Raw genomic sequence first — 17,390 nt, 5'->3', positions numbered from 1 at the left:
CGTGGACAACTCAGGCCTCCGAAGGAGCGAGCCGATCGAGTTCCGCCTGGGTGGAGGCCAGCAGTTCGTTCCAGGCCGTCGCGAACTTCTCGACGCCCTCGTCCTCCAGGAGCTGCACGACGTCGTCGTAGGAGATGCCGAGTGCCGCCACGGCGGCCAGCTCGGCCTTCGCCTGCGCGTACGTGCCGGTCACGGTGTCGCCGGTGATCTCGCCGTGGTCGGCGGTGGCGTCCAGCGTGGCCTCCGGCATGGTGTTCACCGTGTTCGGCGCGACCAGCTCGGTGACGTACAGCGTGTCGGAGTAGGCCGGGTCCTTGACGCCGGTCGAGGCCCACAGCGGGCGCTGCCTGTTGGCGCCGGACTTCTCCAGGGCCAGCCAGCGGTCGGAGGAGAAGACCTCCTCGTACGCCTCGTAGGCCAGCCGCGCGTTGGCGACGGCCGCCTTGCCCTTAAGTGCCTTCGCCTCGTCGGTGCCCAGCTTCTCCAGCCGCTTGTCGATCTCGGTGTCCACGCGGGACACGAAGAACGAGGCGACCGAGTGGATCAGCGACAGGTCGAGCCCGGCGGACTTGGCCTTCTCCAGACCGGAGAGGTACGCGTCCATCACACCGCGGTAGCGCTCCAGCGAGAAGATCAGCGTGACGTTGACGCTGATGCCCTTGCCGATCACCTCGGTGATCGCGGGCAGCCCCGCGGGCGTCGCCGGGATCTTGATCAGCGTGTTCGGCCGGTCGACCAGCCACGCGAGCTGCTTGGCCTCCGCGACGGTGGCCTTCGTGTTGTTCGCCAGCCGCGGGTCGACCTCGATCGAGACCCGGCCGTCCTGGCCGTCGGTCCGGTCGAAGACCGGCCGCAGGATGTCGGCCGCGTCCCGGACGTCCGCGGTGGTGATCATGCGGATCGCCTCGTCGACCGTCAGCCGCCGGGCGGCGAGGTCGGCGAGCTGCTGGTCGTAGCCGTCGCCCTGGGAGATCGCCTTCTGGAAGATCGACGGGTTGGTGGTGACACCCACCACATGCTGCTCGTCGATGAGTTCGGCCAGATTGCCGGACGTGATGCGCTTGCGCGACAGGTCGTCCAGCCAGATCGCGACGCCTTCGTCGGAGAGGCGCTTGAGTGCGTCTGTCATGGGATTTGCATCTCCTACTTGTCGTTTACCTGCGTCAGCGATCAACGGCGTCGAGTGATTCCCGGGCCGCGGCGGCCACCGCGTCCGCGGTGAACCCGAACTCACGGAAGAGCACCTTGCCGTCGGCCGAGGCACCGAAGTGCTCAAGGCTGACGATGCGTCCCGCGTCACCCACGAAGCGGTGCCAGGTCAGACCGATACCGGCCTCGACCGCCACCCGCGCCTTCACGTCCTTGGGCAGCACGCTGTCGCGGTACTCCTGGTCCTGCTCGTCGAACCACTCCACGCACGGCATCGACACCACGCGGGTCGGCACCCCGGCCGCCTGGAGCTGCTCACGCGCGCCCACCGCGAGCTGCACCTCGGAACCGGTGCCGATGATGACGACCTGCGGCGCGGTCGCCACGCCGTCGGCGTCCGTCGCGTCGAACATCACATAACCGCCGCGCGCCGCGTCCTCGTTGCGCTCGTACGTGGGCACGCCCTGCCGGGTCAGCGCCAAGCCGTGCGGCGCGCCCTTGCCGAACACCTTCGTCCAGCGCTTGAGCACCTCGCGCCACACGACGGCCGTCTCGTTGGCGTCGGCGGGCCGCACCACGTTGAGACCGGGGATCGCGCGCAGCGACGCCAGGTGCTCCACCGGCTGGTGCGTCGGACCGTCCTCGCCGACACCGACCGAGTCGTGCGTCCACACGTACGTCACCGGCAGGTGCATCAGCGCGGACAGCCGGACCGCGTTGCGCATGTAGTCCGAGAAGACCAGGAAGGTGCCGCCGTAGACCCGGGTGTTGCCGTGCAGCGTGATGCCGTTCATCTCGGCGGCCATCGAGTGCTCACGGATACCGAAGTGCACGGTACGGCCGTACGGGTCGGCGCCCGGCAGCGGGTTGCCCGTCGGCAGGAACGACGAATTCTTGTCGATCGTCGTGTTGTTCGACCCGGCGAGGTCGGCGGAGCCGCCCCACAGTTCGGGGATGACCGGGCCCAGCGCCTCCAGGACCTTGCCGGACGCGGCGCGGGTGGCGAGCGAGGAGCCGGTCTCGAAGGCGGGGATGTGCTGCTCCCAGCCCTCGGGCAGCTCGGCGGCCTCGATCCGGTCGTACGTCGCCGCGTGCTCGGGGTTGGCGGTCCGCCAGGCGGCGAAGGACTTCTCCCACTCCGCCTTGGCCTCGCGGCCGCGGTCGCCGACCGCACGCGTGTGCGTGATGACGTCCTCGGCCACGTCGAAGTGCTTGTCCGGGTCGAAGCCCAGGATCTCCTTGGTGGCGCGCACCTCGTCCTCGCCGAGCGCCGAGCCGTGCGCGGCGCCGGTGTTCTGCTTGTTCGGCGCGGGCCAGCCGATGATCGAGCGGACCGCGATGAACGACGGGCGCTCGGTCTCGGCCTTCGCGGCGAGCATCGCGGCGTGCAGGGCGTGCACGTCGAGGTCGCCGTTCTCCAGCGGAGTGACGCGCTGGACGTGCCAGCCGTACGCCTCGTACCGCTTGACGGTGTCCTCGGAGACGGCGGTCTCGGTGTCGCCCTCGATGGAGATGTGATTGTCGTCCCAGAGCAGGACGAGATTGCCGAGCTTCTGGTGACCGGCCATCGAGGACGCCTCGGCGGAGATGCCCTCCTGGAGGCAGCCGTCACCGGCGACGGCCCAGATGGTGTGGTCGAACGGCGAGGTGCCGGCCGCCGCGTCCGGGTCGAACAGGCCGCGCTCGTAACGGGACGCCATCGCCATGCCGACCGCGTTCGCGACGCCCTGGCCGAGCGGCCCGGTCGTCGTCTCGACGCCCCTGGTGTGGCCGTACTCCGGGTGGCCGGGGGTCTGCGAACCCCAGGTCCGCAGCGCCTCCAGATCGGCCAGCTCCAGGCCGTAACCGGCGAAGTAGAGCTGCGTGTAGAGGGTCATGCTGGAGTGCCCCGCGGAGAGCACGAAGCGGTCCCGGCCGACCCAGTCGGCGTCCGCCGGGTCGTGCCGCATGACCTTCTGGAACAGCAGATAGGCCGCCGGGGCCAGGCTCATCGCCGTGCCGGGATGGCCGTTGCCGACCTTCTGCACGGAATCCATGGCCAGGACGCGGGCGGTGTCAACGGCCCGCCGGTCCAGATCGGTCCACTCGAGGTCTGTGGTGGTCGGCTGCTTGCTCACCCTGGGTCAGGGCTCCTCTCCACATGCTTGTCCACATGTTGAAAACGCCGGTGACGTGGTGCCTACCCGGCGTTGTCGAGCCTACCGCCGTACAGGCGCTCACCTTTTCGATCCTGCCCCGGTACGCCGGTCTTCGCCTCCTGAACGCGGTGAACGCCTGGTGAACCGGGTCGAGCGACACTCTCCACCCCCCAAAAGCGGACGGAGTATTCCCTGCGTCTAGAGTGGCGTGGTACGCGCAAGTCTCACCGGGTCCCGCGCCTCCGCAGGTGACCGGACTTGCTGGACTTCATCTCTTCTCTTGGGGTGTTCGTGACGGCCGTCGAATCCCGACCCGCTGGGGTCATCGGGACGGGCTCCTCCGGTCACCGCCCGTTCGGAGCCCGTGTGATGGGCTTCGTGGCGCTGACCAAGCCGCGGATCATCGAACTACTGCTCATCACGACGGTTCCGGTGATGTTCCTCGCCGCCGGCGGGGTGCCCGATCTGTGGCTCGTGATCGCCACGGTGGTCGGCGGCTATCTGTCGGCCGGCGGTGCGAACGCGCTGAACATGTACATCGACCGCGACATCGACGCGCTGATGCACCGTACGGAGCAGCGTCCGCTGGTGACCGGTCTGGTGTCGCCGCGCGAAGGACTCGTCTTCGGCATCACGCTCTCCGTCGTCTCGACGGTCTGGTTCTGGACGCTGGTCAATCCGCTGTCCGCCGGGCTGTCGCTGACGGCCATCCTCTATTACGTCTTCGTCTACACCCTCGGTCTCAAACGGCGTACCGCGCAGAACATCGTCTGGGGCGGGGTCGCGGGCTGTCTCCAGGTCTTCATCGGCTGGTCCGCCGTGCGCGACGAGCTGGCCTGGGCGCCCTTCGTCCTCTTCCTCGTCCTCTTCTTCTGGACGCCGCCGCACTACTGGCCGCTGTCGATGAAGGTCAAGGACGACTACGAGCGGGTCGGCGTCCCGATGCTGCCGGTCGTCGCGGGCAACCAGGTCGTGGCCCGGCAGATCGTCCTCTACAGCTGGGTGATGGTGATCACCTCCCTGGCACTGTGGTGGCCGCTGGGCGAGACCTCCTGGTTCTACCCGGTGGTCGCGGCCGTACTCGGCGCGTTCTGGCTCAAGGAGGCGCACGGCCTGCACGCCCGCGCCAAGGCGGGCGTCACCGGCGCGAAGCTCAAGGAGATGCGGCTCTTCCACTGGTCCATCACCTACGCGACCCTGCTGTTCGTCGCGGTGGCGGTCGACCCCTTCCTGCACTGAGTCCCCTCCGGCGGGGTGCCCTCGGCGGTTACCGGGAAGTAGCATCAGCGGTATGGCTGATGACACGGTTCAGGAGAACCCGCGCGAGGCGCGACGCACCGCCCGGCTCGTCCGGCAGATCGACGCCTTCGGCAAGAAGCACGGCGGCGCCGCCGAGGCGAACATCGCGTACATCGGTGAGCGCGGCGCGCGCATCGTGCTCGTCGCGCCGGACGGCGCCTGGGGCGACCTCGTCGCACCGACGTACGCCATGGCGCGGGCGGCCGTCGCCGACGCGGGCGTCACCGTCCACGAGGACTTCGACGGGGAGTTCGCGGGCCGGGTCCGCACCGGCCCGTACGAGTGGACCCGGATGGCCGGGATGCAGATCGGCGGCCCGGCCAACACCTGACCGCCGCCGCGCCCACACCTGACGGCGCCCTCGTCCGTTAAGCCAGGAGGCCGGGAGACCGGGAACGACGGCGAGGGAGCGGGCGGATGACCGGGGACCTGACACACCTCGTGGACGCGTACTGCCACGGCGTGCTCCCCGGCGACCTCGGCCTCGGCGCGTTCGAGGCGCGGCTGCCCGGCGTCGCCGCGCCGCACACCACCCTCTTCGACAGCCCCACCGGCTTCGCGGTGCGCCGCTGGTGCGCGCCGCTGCTCGGCCTCGAACCGCACTGCTCCCCGGCCCGCTACCTGGCCCGCCGCCGCGAGCTGGGCGCGTACGAGGCGACCCGGCTGCTGCTGCGCGCCACCGGCATCGAGGCGTATCTCGTCGACACCGGGGAGCCCGGCGACCTCACATCGCCCAAGGAGCTGGGCGCGGCGGGCGGCGCGGCGGCCCACGAAATCGTCCGCCTCGAACCGCTGGCCCAGCAGGTCGCCGACACCTCGGGCACGGTCGACGGCTTCCTGGCCAACCTCGCCGAGGCCGTGCACACCGCCGCGCTCGACACGGTCGGCTTCTCCTGCGCCGACCGCCCGCACGGCGGACCCTTCCGCGCGGGCGCCGACCAGGCGCTGGGCACCGGACCGCCGGACACCGCGCACGTGCGGTACGCCGCCGCCGACTGGCTCGCCCGGCGGCCGGTCGGCGAGCGCCCCGCCGACCCCGTACTCCTGCGTCATCTGCTGTGGAACGCGGTGGCGACCGGGGTGCCGCTGACGCTGCGGCACGGCGCGGGCGGGGCGGGACCCTCGGCGGCCGGGGGATTCCTGCGGGCCACCGCGGGCCTGGGCACCGAGGTGGTGCTGCTGCCGGGGCCCGGACACGAGGGCGCGGCGGCCGACCTGGCGGCCGTACTCCCGCATGTGCATGTGGCGCTCGGCGCCGGACCGGCCGCGGTGCTCGACCGGGTGCCCTTCGCGAAGGTGCTGTACGCCAGCGGCGCCGTGGCGCTGCCCGAGCTGTACGTGACCGGGGTGCGGACCTTCGGCGCGGCGCTCGGCCGGTTCGTCGGCGAGCGGGTGGCCGGCGGCGACTGGTCGGCCGCGGACGGCCGCAGGGTCAGCGCGCTGGTCGGCGGCGGGAACGCGCGCCGGGTCTTCCGCCCCGACCCGGCCGCCGACGCGGACCGGTGGACGGGACCTGAGGGGTCAGACGCCGACGCTCAGCGTTGACCCGGCCTGCGCGGGCCCCGGCACGGTGGCGTCGGGCACGTCGACGGCCCGCTCGCGCATCGACAGCAGCACCCGCAGCACCGCGATCCACACGATGGCCGCGCCGAACATGTGCAGGCCGACGACGGCCTCCGGCAGATCGGTGAAGTACTGGACGTAGCCGATCACGCCCTGGGACATCAGCACCAGGAAGAGGTCGCGGGCGCTGTTGCGCGGCCCGACCGGCGCGTCCACCGCGCGCAGCACGAACCACAGCGCGACGGTCAGCGCGACCACCACCCACGCGAGATCCGCGTGCAGTTGCGCCACCGACTTCCAGTCCACCGGGACGCGGTGCACATCGCTGGAGTCGCCCGCGTGCGGCCCCGCGCCGGTCACGACGGTGCCCACCGCGACCAGCAGCCCGGTCGCACAGGTCAGAATCCAGCCGAGCTGCTGCACCGGCTTGCCGACCAGCGGACTCGGCGCGCTGTCGCCCTCCGCGGTCCGCCGCCACATCACCACGGCGATGGTGATCAGCACGAACGCCAGCAGGAAGTGCACGCACACGGTGTACGGGTTGAGCCCGGTGAGCACGGTGAAGGCGCCCAGCACCGCGTTCGCCACGACCATCCAGAACTGCGCCCAGCCGAGCCGGGTCAGACTGCGCCGGTACGGCTTCTGCGACCGCACCGCGATGATGGCCCAGCCGACGGCGGCGCAGAGAACGTACGTCAGCATGCGGTTGGTGAACTCAATCGCCCCGTGTACGCCCATCGCCGAGGTGGGCACCCAACTGTCGCCCACGCAGCGGGGCGCGGTGGGGCAGCCGAGGCCGGAACCGGTCAGCCGTACCGCACCGCCGGTGACCACGATGACGACCGACATGACCAGCGCGGACAGGGTCGCCCTGCGGACCGTGGCGGGGGACGGGGTCCACCGCTCTGCGATGGCGGCGAGGGGGTTTCGCACGAGTTCGAGAAGCTTCGGCACGCGCCCATGGTAGGCGGCACGCTTGTGCACGCTTTCACGAGGGGTGTGTACGCGCCGGATCCGATCGCCCCGAAACCACCCGAACCCGGTGGTACGGCCCTACCATCGGGGCTCACGCACGGGGACCGACGACGGGAGGCGCCGTATGACCGGCGAACACCGTGAGACCGTCAACCGCAGGCACCTGCTCTACGGAGGCGCGGCAGCCGCCCTCGCGGGGACGGGCCTCGCCGCCTACGCGGGCGGCGCCTGGGACTCCTCGGCGGCCGACACCGCGGACCCCGCGCACCCGGGGCCCGCGAACCACCCCGGATACGTCGACGTCGTGGCCGACTTCGGCGCCAAGGGCGACGGCCACACCGACGACAGCGCCGCCTTCGCCGCCGCGTACGCCTACGCCGAGTCGCGCGCGGACGGCGGCACCGGCCGTACCGTCATCGACGTGCCGCCCGGTGTGTTCCGGATCACCAAGCCGTACGCCTTCATCGACGCCAACAAGCCCACCCGGCAGGTCAACGGGCTGCGGTTCCGGGGCGCGGGGCTGCGGATCAGCGACATCGTCTTCGACCCGCCGAACGCGTCGGACGCCTACCTGTGCCGCAACATCGACACCTGGCAGAACATCTCCTTCGAGGGTCTGCGCTTCACCTCCGCCACGCCCGGCGCGTCCTTCTTCTACTCGTACTCGACCGGCGGCGCCGCGAACTACCGCTTCTCGGACTGCGAGTGGATGGGGGAGTGGGAGTACGGGCTCGCGCTCGACGGCAGCAACACCAACTCCGAGATGCGCTGGGAGGCGTGCCGGGTCGGCGGCGCCTACCGCAAGGCGTTCCTCTACTCGGGGCTGTCGCTGAACTCCAAGAACCTGGAGCAGCAGGACCAGTTCCTCAACTACTGGTTCACCGACATGAACGTCACCTACGAGTGGGGCAACTTCCTGGAGTTCCCCTACGGCGGGTCCGTCACCTGCCGCGCGGGCAGCTACATCGTCACCGGGCGCCGCCCCACCCCGCACCCCGACTACGGCTTCGAGAGCGCCTTCTTCCGCTTCCCGCGCGCCTCGCACTTCGACGGCGCCCAGCGCTTCCACGCCGAGGACATCCGCTTCGAACTGCGCGACCCCTCGGTCGTCGTCATCGACTGCGCGTGGAACCGCGGCACCGTCCACTTCAACGACTGCGACGACACTGCGCACGCCTTCAAGGACTTCTCCGACGACCTGCGCGCCCACCGCTACACGATCGGCGCCAACGGCCCGCTGGTCCGCTACGACTCCTGCCAGCTCGTCGGCGCGCACCAGTTCCGTACGGCGGCGAACGCCAATCCGCCGGTGTGCGTGCGCTACGACATGTGCCGCTTCGGCTCGCACCCGCCGACCGCGTTCCTGGCGCTGGACGAGGGGCAGGGCCGGGACTTCGTACGGTTCACCGACTGCATCCCGGCCGCGGGCGGGTGAGGGCGGCTACTCCCAGCGGAAGAAGCGGGCCGCCAGGGCCAGCCCGACGACCGCCCAGACGGCGAGGATGCCCAGGTCGCCCCAGGGCATCGAGGCGCCGTGCTGGAGCACGTCCCGCAGCCCGTCGGACAGCGCCGAGATCGGCAGCAGCCTCAGGACCGACTGGACGCCGCCGGAGAACTTGCTCAGCGGCACGATCACGCCGCCCGCGACCAGCAGCAGGATGAAGACCAGATTCGCGGCGGCCAGTGTCGCCTCGGCCTTCAGCGTGCCCGCCATCAGCAGCCCGAGCCCGGAGAAGGCGGCGGTGCCGAGCAGGAGCAGCAGCACGACGGCGAAGGGGTTGCCGTGCGGCGACCAGCCCAGCGCGAAGGCGATCACCACCAGCAGCGCGATCTGCAACGCCTCGGTGACCAGCACCGAGCAGGTCTTCGCCGTCATCAGCGCCCAGCGCGGCAGCGGCGAGGCGCCGAGGCGCTTGAGCACGCCGTAACGCCGCTCGAAGCCGGTGGCGATGGCCTGGCCGGTGAACGCGGTGGACAGCACCGCGAGCGCGAGGATGCCGGGGGCCAGGAAGTCCACCGACTTGCCCGCCCCGGTGTCCACGATGTCGACGGCGCTGAACAGCACCAGCAGCAGCGCCGGGATGATCACGGTGAGCAGCAGTTGCTCGCCGTTGCGCAGCAGCATCCTGGTCTCCAGCGCCGCCTGGGCCCGGATCATCCGGGGGAGCGGCGCGGCTCCGGGGGCGGGGGCGAAGACGCCGGTACCGGTCGGGGCGCTCACTTCGGCGCTCATCCGCGCAGCTCCTTCATGCCCGCGAGGTTCCTCATCCGCGCAGCTCCTTCATGCCCGCCAGGTTCCTCATCCGCGCAGCTCCTTGCCGGTCAGCTCCAAGAAGACGTCCTCCAGGGTGCGGCGCTCGACCGAGAGGCGGTCGGGGAGGACGCCGTGCTGGGCGCACCAGGAGGTGACGGTGGCCAGCAGTTGGGGGTCGACCTTGCCCTCGATGCGGTAGTTGCCCGGGGTCAGTTCCGCCGCGGCGGTGTCGGCGGGCAGCGCGTTGAGCAGCGAGACCAGGTCGAGCCCGGGGCGTCCCGAGAAGCGCAGCGTGTTCTCCGCGCCGCCGCGGCACAGCTCGTCCGGGGTGCCGCGGGCGATGGCCCGGCCGCCGTCGATGATCACCACCTGGTCGGCCAACTGCTCGGCCTCGTCCATGAAATGGGTGGTGAGCACGATCGTGACGCCGTCCGCGCGCAGCTCCCGCACCAGATCCCAGGTCGCGTGCCTGGCCTGCGGGTCGAGACCGGCGGTGGGCTCGTCGAGGAAGACCAGTTCGGGGCGGCCGACGACGGCCATGGCGAGCGCGAGGCGCTGCTGCTGGCCGCCGGACAGCCGGCGGTAGGTGGTGCGACCGCAGGACTCCAGACCCAGCCGTTCGATCAGCAGCGCCGGGTCGACGGGGTCGGCGTGCAGGGTCGCGGTGTGCCGCAGCATCTCCTCGGCGCGCGCGCCGGGGTACACACCGCCGGACTGGAGCATCACGCCGATCCGGGGCCGCAGTTGCGCGCCGCGCGCGGCCGGGTCGAGACCGAGGACCCGTACGGTGCCGCCGTCCGGCCGCCGGTAGCCCTCGCAGACCTCGACGGTGGTGGTCTTGCCCGCGCCGTTGGGGCCGAGCACCGCTGTGACGCCGCCGCGGGCCACGGTCAGGTCGAGGCCGTCCACCGCGGTCCTTGTCCCGTACCGTTTGACCAGACCGGTCACCTCGACCGCGGGCTCGTTTCGCATGCTGTGAGTCTAGGGACGGCGCAGGACCGGCCGTGCCCGGGTCCCGGGAAGCCGCTCCCCGCTCTCCTCCGCGGCGGCCTCGTACCGCCCGTACGCGGCCTCGTACCGTCCCTGGTTAGGTAACCCTAAGTGACGCAGCCCACCGTGATCGCGACCGGCGCGGCTTGCCTGCTCCTGAGGAATTACGCAACAATGGTGTTGTGGAATACGGGACCAGTGCTGCCCGGAGGGCGGCGGAGGAGCAGACGACCGGGGAGCGGCGCACCCGCAACCGGGTCGCCCGGTCCATCCTGGACCACGGACCTTCCACCGCGGCCGACCTGGCGGAACGGCTCGGCCTCACGCAGGCCGCCGTCCGCCGCCATCTGGACGCACTGCACGCGGACAATGTCGTGGAGCCGCGTGACCAGCGGGTCTACGGCCACCGTGGCCGCGGCAGGCCCGCCAAGGTCTTCGCGCTCACCGACTGTGGTCGTGACGCGTTCGACCAGGCGTACGACCAGCTCGCCGCCGACGCCCTGCACTGGATCGCCAGGTCCGCGGGCGGCGGCGAGAGCGGCGAGGCCGCGGTGTCGGCCTTCGCCCGCGCCCGGGTGGCCGACCAGGCCGAGCGGTACCGCCCCATCGTCGAGGCGGCGGCGCCCGAGGACCGCGCACGCGCGCTGGCCCAGGCGCTGTCCGCGGACGGGTACGCTGCTACGGCTCGAAGCGCCCCCGGCCCCGCCGGGGAGCAGCTTTGCCAGCACCACTGCCCGGTGGCCCACACCGCCGAGCAGTTCCCGCAGCTCTGCGAGGCGGAGGCCGAGGTCTTCTCCCGCCTGCTCGGGACGCATGTCCAGCGGCTGGCCACCATCGCCCACGGCGACGGGGTGTGCACCACGTTCATCCCGCAGGTCAACCACGCGAGCACCATCCCGTCGGGAGCCCCACCTGACACACCACCGGGGACCCCGTCGGACCCACCCCAGAACGCACCCGAAGATCCCACAGCATCTGCCAGCACGTCCGGGAGGAACCCCGCATGACTGCTCCCACGGAGACCACTCACCCGGAGCTCGAGGGCATCGGTACGTACGAGTACGGCTGGGCCGACTCGGACGTGGCCGGCGCCGCGGCCAAGCGCGGCCTGTCCGAGGCCGTCGTCCGTGACATCTCGCAGAAGAAGTCCGAGCCCGAGTGGATGCTGAAGATGCGGCTGAAGGGCCTCAAGCTCTTCGGCAAGAAGCCCATGCCCACCTGGGGCTCGGATCTGTCGGGCATCGACTTCGACAACATCAAGTACTTCGTGCGGTCCACGGAGAAGCAGGCGGAGTCCTGGGAGGACCTGCCCGAGGACATCAAGAACACCTACGACAAGCTCGGCATCCCCGAGGCCGAGAAGCAGCGGCTGGTCGCCGGTGTCGCCGCGCAGTACGAGTCCGAGGTCGTCTACCACCAGATCCGTGAGGACCTGGAGGAGCAGGGCGTCATCTTCCTCGACACCGACACCGCGCTCAAGCAGCACCCGGAGCTGTTCCAGGAGTACTACGGCACGGTCATCCCGGCGGGCGACAACAAGTTCGCCTCGCTGAACACCGCGGTGTGGTCCGGCGGCTCCTTCATCTACGTGCCGAAGGGCGTGCACGTCGACATCCCGCTCCAGGCCTACTTCCGGATCAACACCGAGAACATGGGCCAGTTCGAGCGGACGCTGATCATCGTCGACGAGGACGCGTACGTCCACTACGTCGAGGGCTGCACCGCGCCGATCTACAAGTCGGACTCGCTGCACTCCGCGGTCGTCGAGATCATCGTGAAGAAGGGTGGCCGCTGCCGTTACACGACCATCCAGAACTGGTCGAACAACGTGTACAACCTGGTCACCAAGCGCGCGGTCGCCTACGAGGGCGCCACGATGGAGTGGGTCGACGGCAACATCGGCTCCAAGGTGACCATGAAGTACCCGGCCGTCTACCTGATGGGCGAGCACGCCAAGGGCGAGACGCTGTCCATCGCCTTCGCGGGCGAGGGCCAGCACCAGGACGCGGGCGCGAAGATGGTGCACATGGCGCCGAACACGTCGTCCAACATCGTCTCCAAGTCGGTGGCCCGCGGCGGCGGCCGGACGTCCTACCGCGGTCTGATCGAGATCGGCGAGGGCTCGTCGGGCGCCAAGTCCAACGTGCTGTGCGACGCGCTGCTGATCGACACCATCTCGCGCTCGGACACGTACCCCTACGTCGACGTCCGCGAGGACGACGTGTCGATGGGTCACGAGGCGACCGTCTCCAAGGTCTCCGACGACCAGCTCTTCTACCTGATGAGCCGCGGCATGACCGAGTTCGAGGCCATGGCGATGATCGTGCGCGGCTTCGTCGAGCCGATCGCCAAGGAACTCCCCATGGAGTACGCCCTGGAGCTGAACCGGCTGATCGAGCTCCAGATGGAAGGCTCGGTCGGCTGACCGCGCCGGCTTCCTCGTCCACCATCCCCCCGGCCGGACACAATAAGGCAGAAAGCGAGCACCAGCACAGCCATGGCTGACAACACCCCTGCGGGCAGCACCACGGACGGTGCCATCACGGTGGGCCATCCCGCCGACGCCCGGGTCAGCGCGGCCCCGTCGTACGACGTGGCCGACTTCCCGGTGCCGCACGGCCGCGAGGAGGAGTGGCGCTTCACTCCGCTGGAGCGGCTGCGCGGCCTGCACGACGGCACCGCCGAGGCCACCGGCGCCCTCCGGGTCGAGGTGACCGCGCCCGAGGGCGTCACCGTGGAGACCGTGGACCGCACCGACGCCCGCGTCGGCAAGGCGGGCAAGCCCGCCGACCGCGTCACCGCCCAGGCGTTCAGCGCCTTCGAGAAGGCCTCGGTCGTCTCGATCCCCAAGGACACCGTCCTCACCGAGCCGGTCCGGATCGCCGTCCACGGCGAGGGCGGCACGGTCTACGGCCACCAGGTGATCGAGGTCGGCGCCTTCGCCGAGGCCGTGGTCGTCATCGACCACACCGGTGACGGCACCTTCGCCGCCAACGTGGAGGTCCTGGTCGGCGACGGCGCCAAGGTCACCGTCGTCTCGATCCAGGACTGGGACGACACCGCCGTGCACGTCGCCCAGCACACCGCGCTGGTCGGCCGTGACGCCACCTTCAAGTCGGTGGTCGTCACCTTCGGCGGCGACCTGGTCCGGCTGCACCCGCGGGTGATCTACGGCGCCCCCGGCGGCGAGGCCGAGCTGTTCGGCCTGTACTTCACCGACGAGGGCCAGCACCAGGAGCACCGGCTCTTCATCGACCACGACACCCCGCACTGCCGCAGCAACGTCACGTACAAGGGCGCGCTCCAGGGGCAGGACGCGCACGCGGTGTGGATCGGCGACGTGCTCATCAGGGCGGAGGCCGAGGGCACCGACACCTACGAGCTCAACCGCAACCTGGTGCTCACCGACGGCGCGCGGGTCGACTCGGTCCCCAACCTGGAGATCGAGACCGGCGAGATCGTCGGCGCCGGCCACGCCTCGGCGACCGGCCGCTTCGACGACGAGCAGCTCTTCTACCTCCAGTCCCGCGGCATCCGCTCCGACGAGGCCCGCCGCCTGGTCGTCCGCGGCTTCTTCGGCGAACTGGTCCAGCAGATCGGACTCGCCGACCTCGAAGAGCGGCTGATGACCAAGATCGACGCCGAGCTGGAGGCGTCCGTCTGATGAGCGTCGACAACGGCACGGTCGGATTCGTCCGCGCCTGCGCCGCCAGCGACCTGGAGGAGGACACCCCCCGCCGGGTCGAGCTGGACGGCGTCCCGGTGTCCGTGGTCCGCACCGCGGGCGAGGTGTTCGCCATCAACGACATCTGCTCGCACGCGAACGTCTCGCTCTCCGAGGGCGAGGTCGAGGACTGCCAGATCGAGTGCTGGCTGCACGGTTCCAGTTTCGACCTGCGCACCGGCAAGCCGTCCGGGCTGCCGGCCACGCGGCCGGTCCCCGTATACCCCGTAAAGATCGTTGGGGACGACGTGCTCGTCTCCGTCACCCAGGAGTCCTGAGGCACCCATGGCAACGCTTGAAATCACCGACCTGCACGTCACCGTCGAAGCCGAGAACGGCCCCCGCGAGATCCTGCGCGGCGTCGACCTGACCGTGAAGCAGGGTGAGACCCACGCCATCATGGGCCCCAACGGCTCCGGCAAGTCCACCCTGGCGTACTCGCTCGCGGGCCACCCCAAGTACACGATCACCGGCGGCACCGTCACCCTCGACGGTGAGGACGTGCTGGCGATGACCGTGGACGAGCGGGCCCGCGCCGGTCTCTTCCTCGCCATGCAGTACCCGGTCGAGGTCCCCGGCGTCTCCGTCTCCAACTTCCTGCGCACCTCGGCCACCGCGATCCGCGGCGAGGCGCCCAAGCTGCGCACCTGGGTGAAGGAGGTCCGCGAGACGATGGAACGCCTCCAGATGGACCCCGCCTTCGCCGAGCGCAATGTCAACGAGGGCTTCTCCGGCGGCGAGAAGAAGCGCCACGAGATCCTTCAGCTCGAACTGCTCAAGCCGAAGATCGCGATCCTCGACGAGACCGACTCCGGCCTCGACGTCGACGCGCTGCGGGTCGTCTCCGAGGGCGTCAACCGGGTCCGCGAGAGCGGCGAGGTCGGCACCCTGCTGATCACCCACTACACGCGCATCCTGCGCTACATCAAGCCCGACTTCGTGCATGTCTTCGCGCAGGGCCGGATCGCCGAGTCCGGCGGCGCCGAGCTGGCGGACAAGCTGGAGGAAGAGGGCTACGAGTCCTACGTGAAGGGCGGCCCCGTGAGCAGCGGAGCGAACTCCGAGGGGGACGCCGCGTGACAGTCCCCTCGTCCGTCGGCCGGGTGCTGCCGGGCCTCCTGGACACCGAAGCGATCCGCAAGGACTTCCCCGTCCTGGACCGCCTGGTCCACGACGGTAAGAAGCTCGTGTACCTGGACAACGCGGCGACCTCGCAGAAGCCGCGCCAGGTGCTCGACGCGCTGAACGAGTACTACGAGCGGCACAACGCCAATGTGCACCGCGGCGTCCACGTGCTCGCCGAGGAGGCCACCGCGCTGTACGAGGGCGCGCGCGACAAGATCGCCGCCTTCATCAACGCGCCCAGCCGTGACGAGGTGATCTTCACCAAGAACGCCTCCGAGTCGCTGAACCTCGTGGCCAACATGCTCGGCTGGGCCGACGAGCCGTACCGCGTCGACAGCGACACCGAGATCGTCATCACGGAGATGGAGCACCACTCCAACATCGTGCCGTGGCAGCTGCTCTCGCAGCGCACCGGCGCGAAGCTGAAGTGGTTCGGGCTGACCGACGACGGCAGGCTCGACCTGTCGGACATCGAGCAGATCATCACCGAGAAGACGAAGATCGTCTCCTTCGTGCTGGTCTCCAACATCCTGGGCACCGTCAACCCGGTCGAGGCCATCGTGCGCCGCGCCCAGGACGTCGGCGCCCTGGTGCTGATCGACGCCTCGCAGGCCGCGCCGCACATGGTGCTCGACGTGCAGGCGCTCGGCGCGGACTTCGTGGCCTTCACCGGCCACAAGATGCTCGGCCCGACCGGCATCGGCGTCCTGTGGGGCCGCCAGGAGCTGCTCGAGGATCTGCCGCCGTTCCTCGGCGGCGGCGAGATGATCGAGACCGTCTCCATGCACTCCTCGACGTACGCGCCCGCGCCGCACAAGTTCGAGGCCGGTACGCCCCCGATCGCCCAGGCCGTCGGCCTCGGCGCGGCCGTGGACTATCTGACCGCGATCGGCATGGACAAGATCGCCGCGCATGAGCACGCGCTGACCGACTACGCGGTGGGCCGTCTGCTGGAGGTTCCCGACCTGCGGATCATCGGCCCCACCACGGCCGAGGACCGCGGCGCCGCGATCTCCTTCACGCTCGGCGACATCCACCCGCACGACGTCGGCCAGGTGCTCGACGAACAGGGCATCGCCGTACGCGTCGGCCACCACTGCGCGCGGCCGGTCTGCCTGCGGTACGGAATTCCTGCGACCACGCGGGCGTCGTTCTATCTGTACTCCACCCCGGCCGAGGTCGACACCCTGGTCGAGGGGCTGGAGCAGGTACGGAACTTCTTCGGGTGATGGTGGTGTTGTGAAGCTCGACTCGATGTACCAGGAAGTGATCCTGGACCACTACAAGCACCCCCACGGGCGCGGCCTGCGGGACGGCCAGGCGGAGGTGCACCACGTCAATCCCACCTGCGGGGACGAGATCACCCTGCGGGTGCGGATGGACGGCGCCGTCATCGGCGACATCTCGTACGAGGGCCAGGGCTGCTCGATCAGCCAGGCCAGCGCGTCGGTGCTGAACGAGCTGCTGGTCGGCAAGGACGTGGCCCAGGCGCGGAAGATCCAGGAGACCTTCCTGGAGCTGATGCAGTCCAAGGGCCAGGTCGAGCCGGACGACGCGATGGAGGAAGTGCTGGAGGACGCGGTCGCGTTCGCCGGTGTCTCGAAGTACCCGGCGCGTGTGAAGTGCGCGCTGCTGAGCTGGATGGCGTGGAAGGACGCGACGGCGCAAGCGCTGGCCGACGGTCCCGAAGCCTCGGAAGCTTCCGAAGGGAAGACCTCATGAGCCCCGTACCGAACGGCCTGAGCACCACTCCGGCCTCAGAAGAAGAGATCCGCGAGGCCCTCTACGACGTCGTCGACCCCGAACTCGGCATCGACGTCGTCAACCTCGGCCTCATCTACGGCATCCACGTCGACGACTCCAACGTCGCCACCCTCGACATGACCCTCACCTCCGCGGCCTGCCCCCTCACCGACGTCATCGAGGAACAGGCCGTCTCCGCCACCGAGGGCATCGTCAACGACCTCAAGATCAACTGGGTCTGGATGCCCCCGTGGGGCCCCGACAAGATCACCGACGACGGCCGCGACCAGCTCCGCGCCCTGGGCTTCAACGTCTGATCTCTCTCCGGGCTCTCCGCCTCGGCATCGCAGGGCTCCGCGCCACGGCATCGGGCGGGCCCCCCGGCGCACCCCGGGGGCGCCCCCAGCCGGGGGCGGGGCGGGGGCGGGCG

17 protein-coding genes are annotated in these 17,390 nt (G+C 70.3%); 12 read left to right on the top strand and 5 right to left on the bottom strand.

Annotated elements, in window-relative coordinates; all coding sequences use genetic code 11:
* Positions 1-10: 10 nt before the first annotated feature.
* Positions 11-1,129: a transaldolase gene (gene tal / locus ACIOC1_RS27135; RefSeq protein ID WP_355333874.1), complete on the bottom strand. Its 1,119-nt coding sequence runs from the start codon at positions 1,127-1,129 to the stop codon at positions 11-13.
* A 34-nt stretch (positions 1,130-1,163) separates the two neighbouring features.
* Entirely contained in the window at positions 1,164-3,266 is a 2,103-nt protein-coding gene (gene tkt, locus ACIOC1_RS27130; protein WP_401856611.1) for a transketolase, read from the bottom strand.
* Positions 3,267-3,578: 312 nt separating this feature from the next.
* On the opposite strand from tkt, the gene ACIOC1_RS27125 reads away from it, so the two are divergent.
* The 3 genes from ACIOC1_RS27125 to ACIOC1_RS27115 all read left to right on the top strand — a co-directional run bounded on the left by ACIOC1_RS27125 (position 3,579) and on the right by ACIOC1_RS27115 (position 6,131).
* A complete protein-coding gene (locus ACIOC1_RS27125; protein WP_355334680.1) occupies positions 3,579-4,526 on the top strand; it encodes a heme o synthase in 948 nt (315 codons plus the stop codon).
* Positions 4,527-4,578: 52 nt separating this feature from the next.
* Positions 4,579-4,917, top strand: a complete 339-nt coding sequence (locus tag ACIOC1_RS27120) for a hypothetical protein (RefSeq protein ID WP_355333869.1) — start codon at positions 4,579-4,581, stop codon at positions 4,915-4,917.
* An 86-nt stretch (positions 4,918-5,003) separates the two neighbouring features.
* Positions 5,004-6,131 carry an amidohydrolase gene (locus ACIOC1_RS27115; RefSeq protein ID WP_401856610.1) on the top strand — a complete coding sequence of 376 codons (1,128 nt, stop codon included), beginning with the start codon at positions 5,004-5,006 and terminating at the stop codon, positions 6,129-6,131.
* Here the strand turns inward: ACIOC1_RS27115 and ACIOC1_RS27110 are convergent.
* Positions 6,108-7,103, bottom strand: coding sequence for a COX15/CtaA family protein (locus tag ACIOC1_RS27110; RefSeq protein ID WP_355333865.1), 996 nt, complete (start codon positions 7,101-7,103; stop codon positions 6,108-6,110). The genes ACIOC1_RS27115 and ACIOC1_RS27110 overlap by 24 nt on opposite strands.
* Before the next feature lie 145 nt (positions 7,104-7,248).
* Between ACIOC1_RS27110 and ACIOC1_RS27105 the strand changes: the two genes are divergently transcribed.
* A complete protein-coding gene (locus tag ACIOC1_RS27105) occupies positions 7,249-8,559 on the top strand; it encodes a glycosyl hydrolase family 28-related protein (RefSeq protein WP_401856609.1) in 1,311 nt (436 codons plus the stop codon).
* Positions 8,560-8,565: 6 nt separating this feature from the next.
* Here the strand turns inward: ACIOC1_RS27105 and ACIOC1_RS27100 are convergent, their stop codons facing one another.
* Positions 8,566-9,357 (bottom strand): ABC transporter permease, encoded by a 792-nt coding sequence (locus ACIOC1_RS27100; protein WP_355333860.1) that lies wholly within the window; start codon positions 9,355-9,357, stop codon positions 8,566-8,568.
* Positions 9,358-9,423: 66 nt separating this feature from the next.
* The gene (locus ACIOC1_RS27095; protein ID WP_355333858.1) at positions 9,424-10,350 is read right to left on the bottom strand and encodes an ABC transporter ATP-binding protein; all 927 of its coding nucleotides are present in this window, start codon (positions 10,348-10,350) and stop codon (positions 9,424-9,426) included.
* Positions 10,351-10,550: 200 nt separating this feature from the next.
* Between ACIOC1_RS27095 and ACIOC1_RS27090 the strand changes: the two genes are divergently transcribed.
* From ACIOC1_RS27090 to ACIOC1_RS27055, 8 genes are all read left to right on the top strand, one after another.
* Positions 10,551-11,375, top strand: coding sequence for an ArsR family transcriptional regulator (locus tag ACIOC1_RS27090; protein ID WP_391044106.1), 825 nt, complete (start codon positions 10,551-10,553; stop codon positions 11,373-11,375).
* A complete protein-coding gene (gene sufB / locus ACIOC1_RS27085) occupies positions 11,372-12,793 on the top strand; it encodes a Fe-S cluster assembly protein SufB (protein ID WP_355333852.1) in 1,422 nt (473 codons plus the stop codon). The genes ACIOC1_RS27090 and sufB overlap by 4 nt, the downstream gene beginning before the upstream one ends.
* A 72-nt stretch (positions 12,794-12,865) precedes the next feature.
* A complete protein-coding gene (gene sufD / locus ACIOC1_RS27080) occupies positions 12,866-14,032 on the top strand; it encodes a Fe-S cluster assembly protein SufD (RefSeq protein ID WP_355333849.1) in 1,167 nt (388 codons plus the stop codon).
* Entirely contained in the window at positions 14,032-14,370 is a 339-nt protein-coding gene (locus ACIOC1_RS27075; protein WP_355333847.1) for a non-heme iron oxygenase ferredoxin subunit, read from the top strand. The genes sufD and ACIOC1_RS27075 overlap by 1 nt, the downstream gene beginning before the upstream one ends.
* 7 nt (positions 14,371-14,377) lie before the next feature.
* Entirely contained in the window at positions 14,378-15,172 is a 795-nt protein-coding gene (gene sufC / locus ACIOC1_RS27070; protein WP_355333844.1) for a Fe-S cluster assembly ATPase SufC, read from the top strand.
* A gap of 26 nt (positions 15,173-15,198) precedes the next feature.
* A complete protein-coding gene (locus ACIOC1_RS27065; protein WP_355334677.1) occupies positions 15,199-16,446 on the top strand; it encodes a cysteine desulfurase in 1,248 nt (415 codons plus the stop codon).
* A 10-nt stretch (positions 16,447-16,456) separates the two neighbouring features.
* Positions 16,457-16,939, top strand: a complete 483-nt coding sequence (gene sufU, locus ACIOC1_RS27060; RefSeq protein WP_188284431.1) for a Fe-S cluster assembly sulfur transfer protein SufU — start codon at positions 16,457-16,459, stop codon at positions 16,937-16,939.
* Positions 16,936-17,277: a metal-sulfur cluster assembly factor gene (locus ACIOC1_RS27055; RefSeq protein ID WP_188284432.1), complete on the top strand. Its 342-nt coding sequence runs from the start codon at positions 16,936-16,938 to the stop codon at positions 17,275-17,277. The genes sufU and ACIOC1_RS27055 overlap by 4 nt, the downstream gene beginning before the upstream one ends.
* Positions 17,278-17,390: the final 113 nt, after the last annotated feature.

Source organism: Streptomyces sp. NPDC088197, assembly GCF_044741185.1.
GTDB lineage: Bacteria > Actinomycetota > Actinomycetes > Streptomycetales > Streptomycetaceae > Actinacidiphila.
The sequence above is the reverse complement of the archived record's forward strand: the minus strand, read 5'-3'. Positions and strand labels throughout refer to the sequence as shown.

What these genes read in the sequence shown, in the direction of transcription:
- ACIOC1_RS27055 (WP_188284432.1), top strand. Translation starts at nt 16,936, where the DNA reads ATGAGCCCCGTACCGAACGGCCTGAGCACCACTCCGGCCTCAGAAGAA.
- ACIOC1_RS27095 (WP_355333858.1), bottom strand. Translation starts at nt 10,350, where the DNA reads ATGCGAAACGAGCCCGCGGTCGAGGTGACCGGTCTGGTCAAACGGTAC.
- ACIOC1_RS27115 (WP_401856610.1), top strand. Translation starts at nt 5,004, where the DNA reads ATGACCGGGGACCTGACACACCTCGTGGACGCGTACTGCCACGGCGTG.
- sufB (WP_355333852.1), top strand. Translation starts at nt 11,372, where the DNA reads ATGACTGCTCCCACGGAGACCACTCACCCGGAGCTCGAGGGCATCGGT.
- sufD (WP_355333849.1), top strand. Translation starts at nt 12,866, where the DNA reads ATGGCTGACAACACCCCTGCGGGCAGCACCACGGACGGTGCCATCACG.
- ACIOC1_RS27120 (WP_355333869.1), top strand. Translation starts at nt 4,579, where the DNA reads ATGGCTGATGACACGGTTCAGGAGAACCCGCGCGAGGCGCGACGCACC.
- ACIOC1_RS27075 (WP_355333847.1), top strand. Translation starts at nt 14,032, where the DNA reads ATGAGCGTCGACAACGGCACGGTCGGATTCGTCCGCGCCTGCGCCGCC.
- ACIOC1_RS27105 (WP_401856609.1), top strand. Translation starts at nt 7,249, where the DNA reads ATGACCGGCGAACACCGTGAGACCGTCAACCGCAGGCACCTGCTCTAC.
- tal (WP_355333874.1), bottom strand. Translation starts at nt 1,129, where the DNA reads ATGACAGACGCACTCAAGCGCCTCTCCGACGAAGGCGTCGCGATCTGG.
- ACIOC1_RS27100 (WP_355333860.1), bottom strand. Translation starts at nt 9,357, where the DNA reads ATGAGCGCCGAAGTGAGCGCCCCGACCGGTACCGGCGTCTTCGCCCCC.
- sufC (WP_355333844.1), top strand. Translation starts at nt 14,378, where the DNA reads ATGGCAACGCTTGAAATCACCGACCTGCACGTCACCGTCGAAGCCGAG.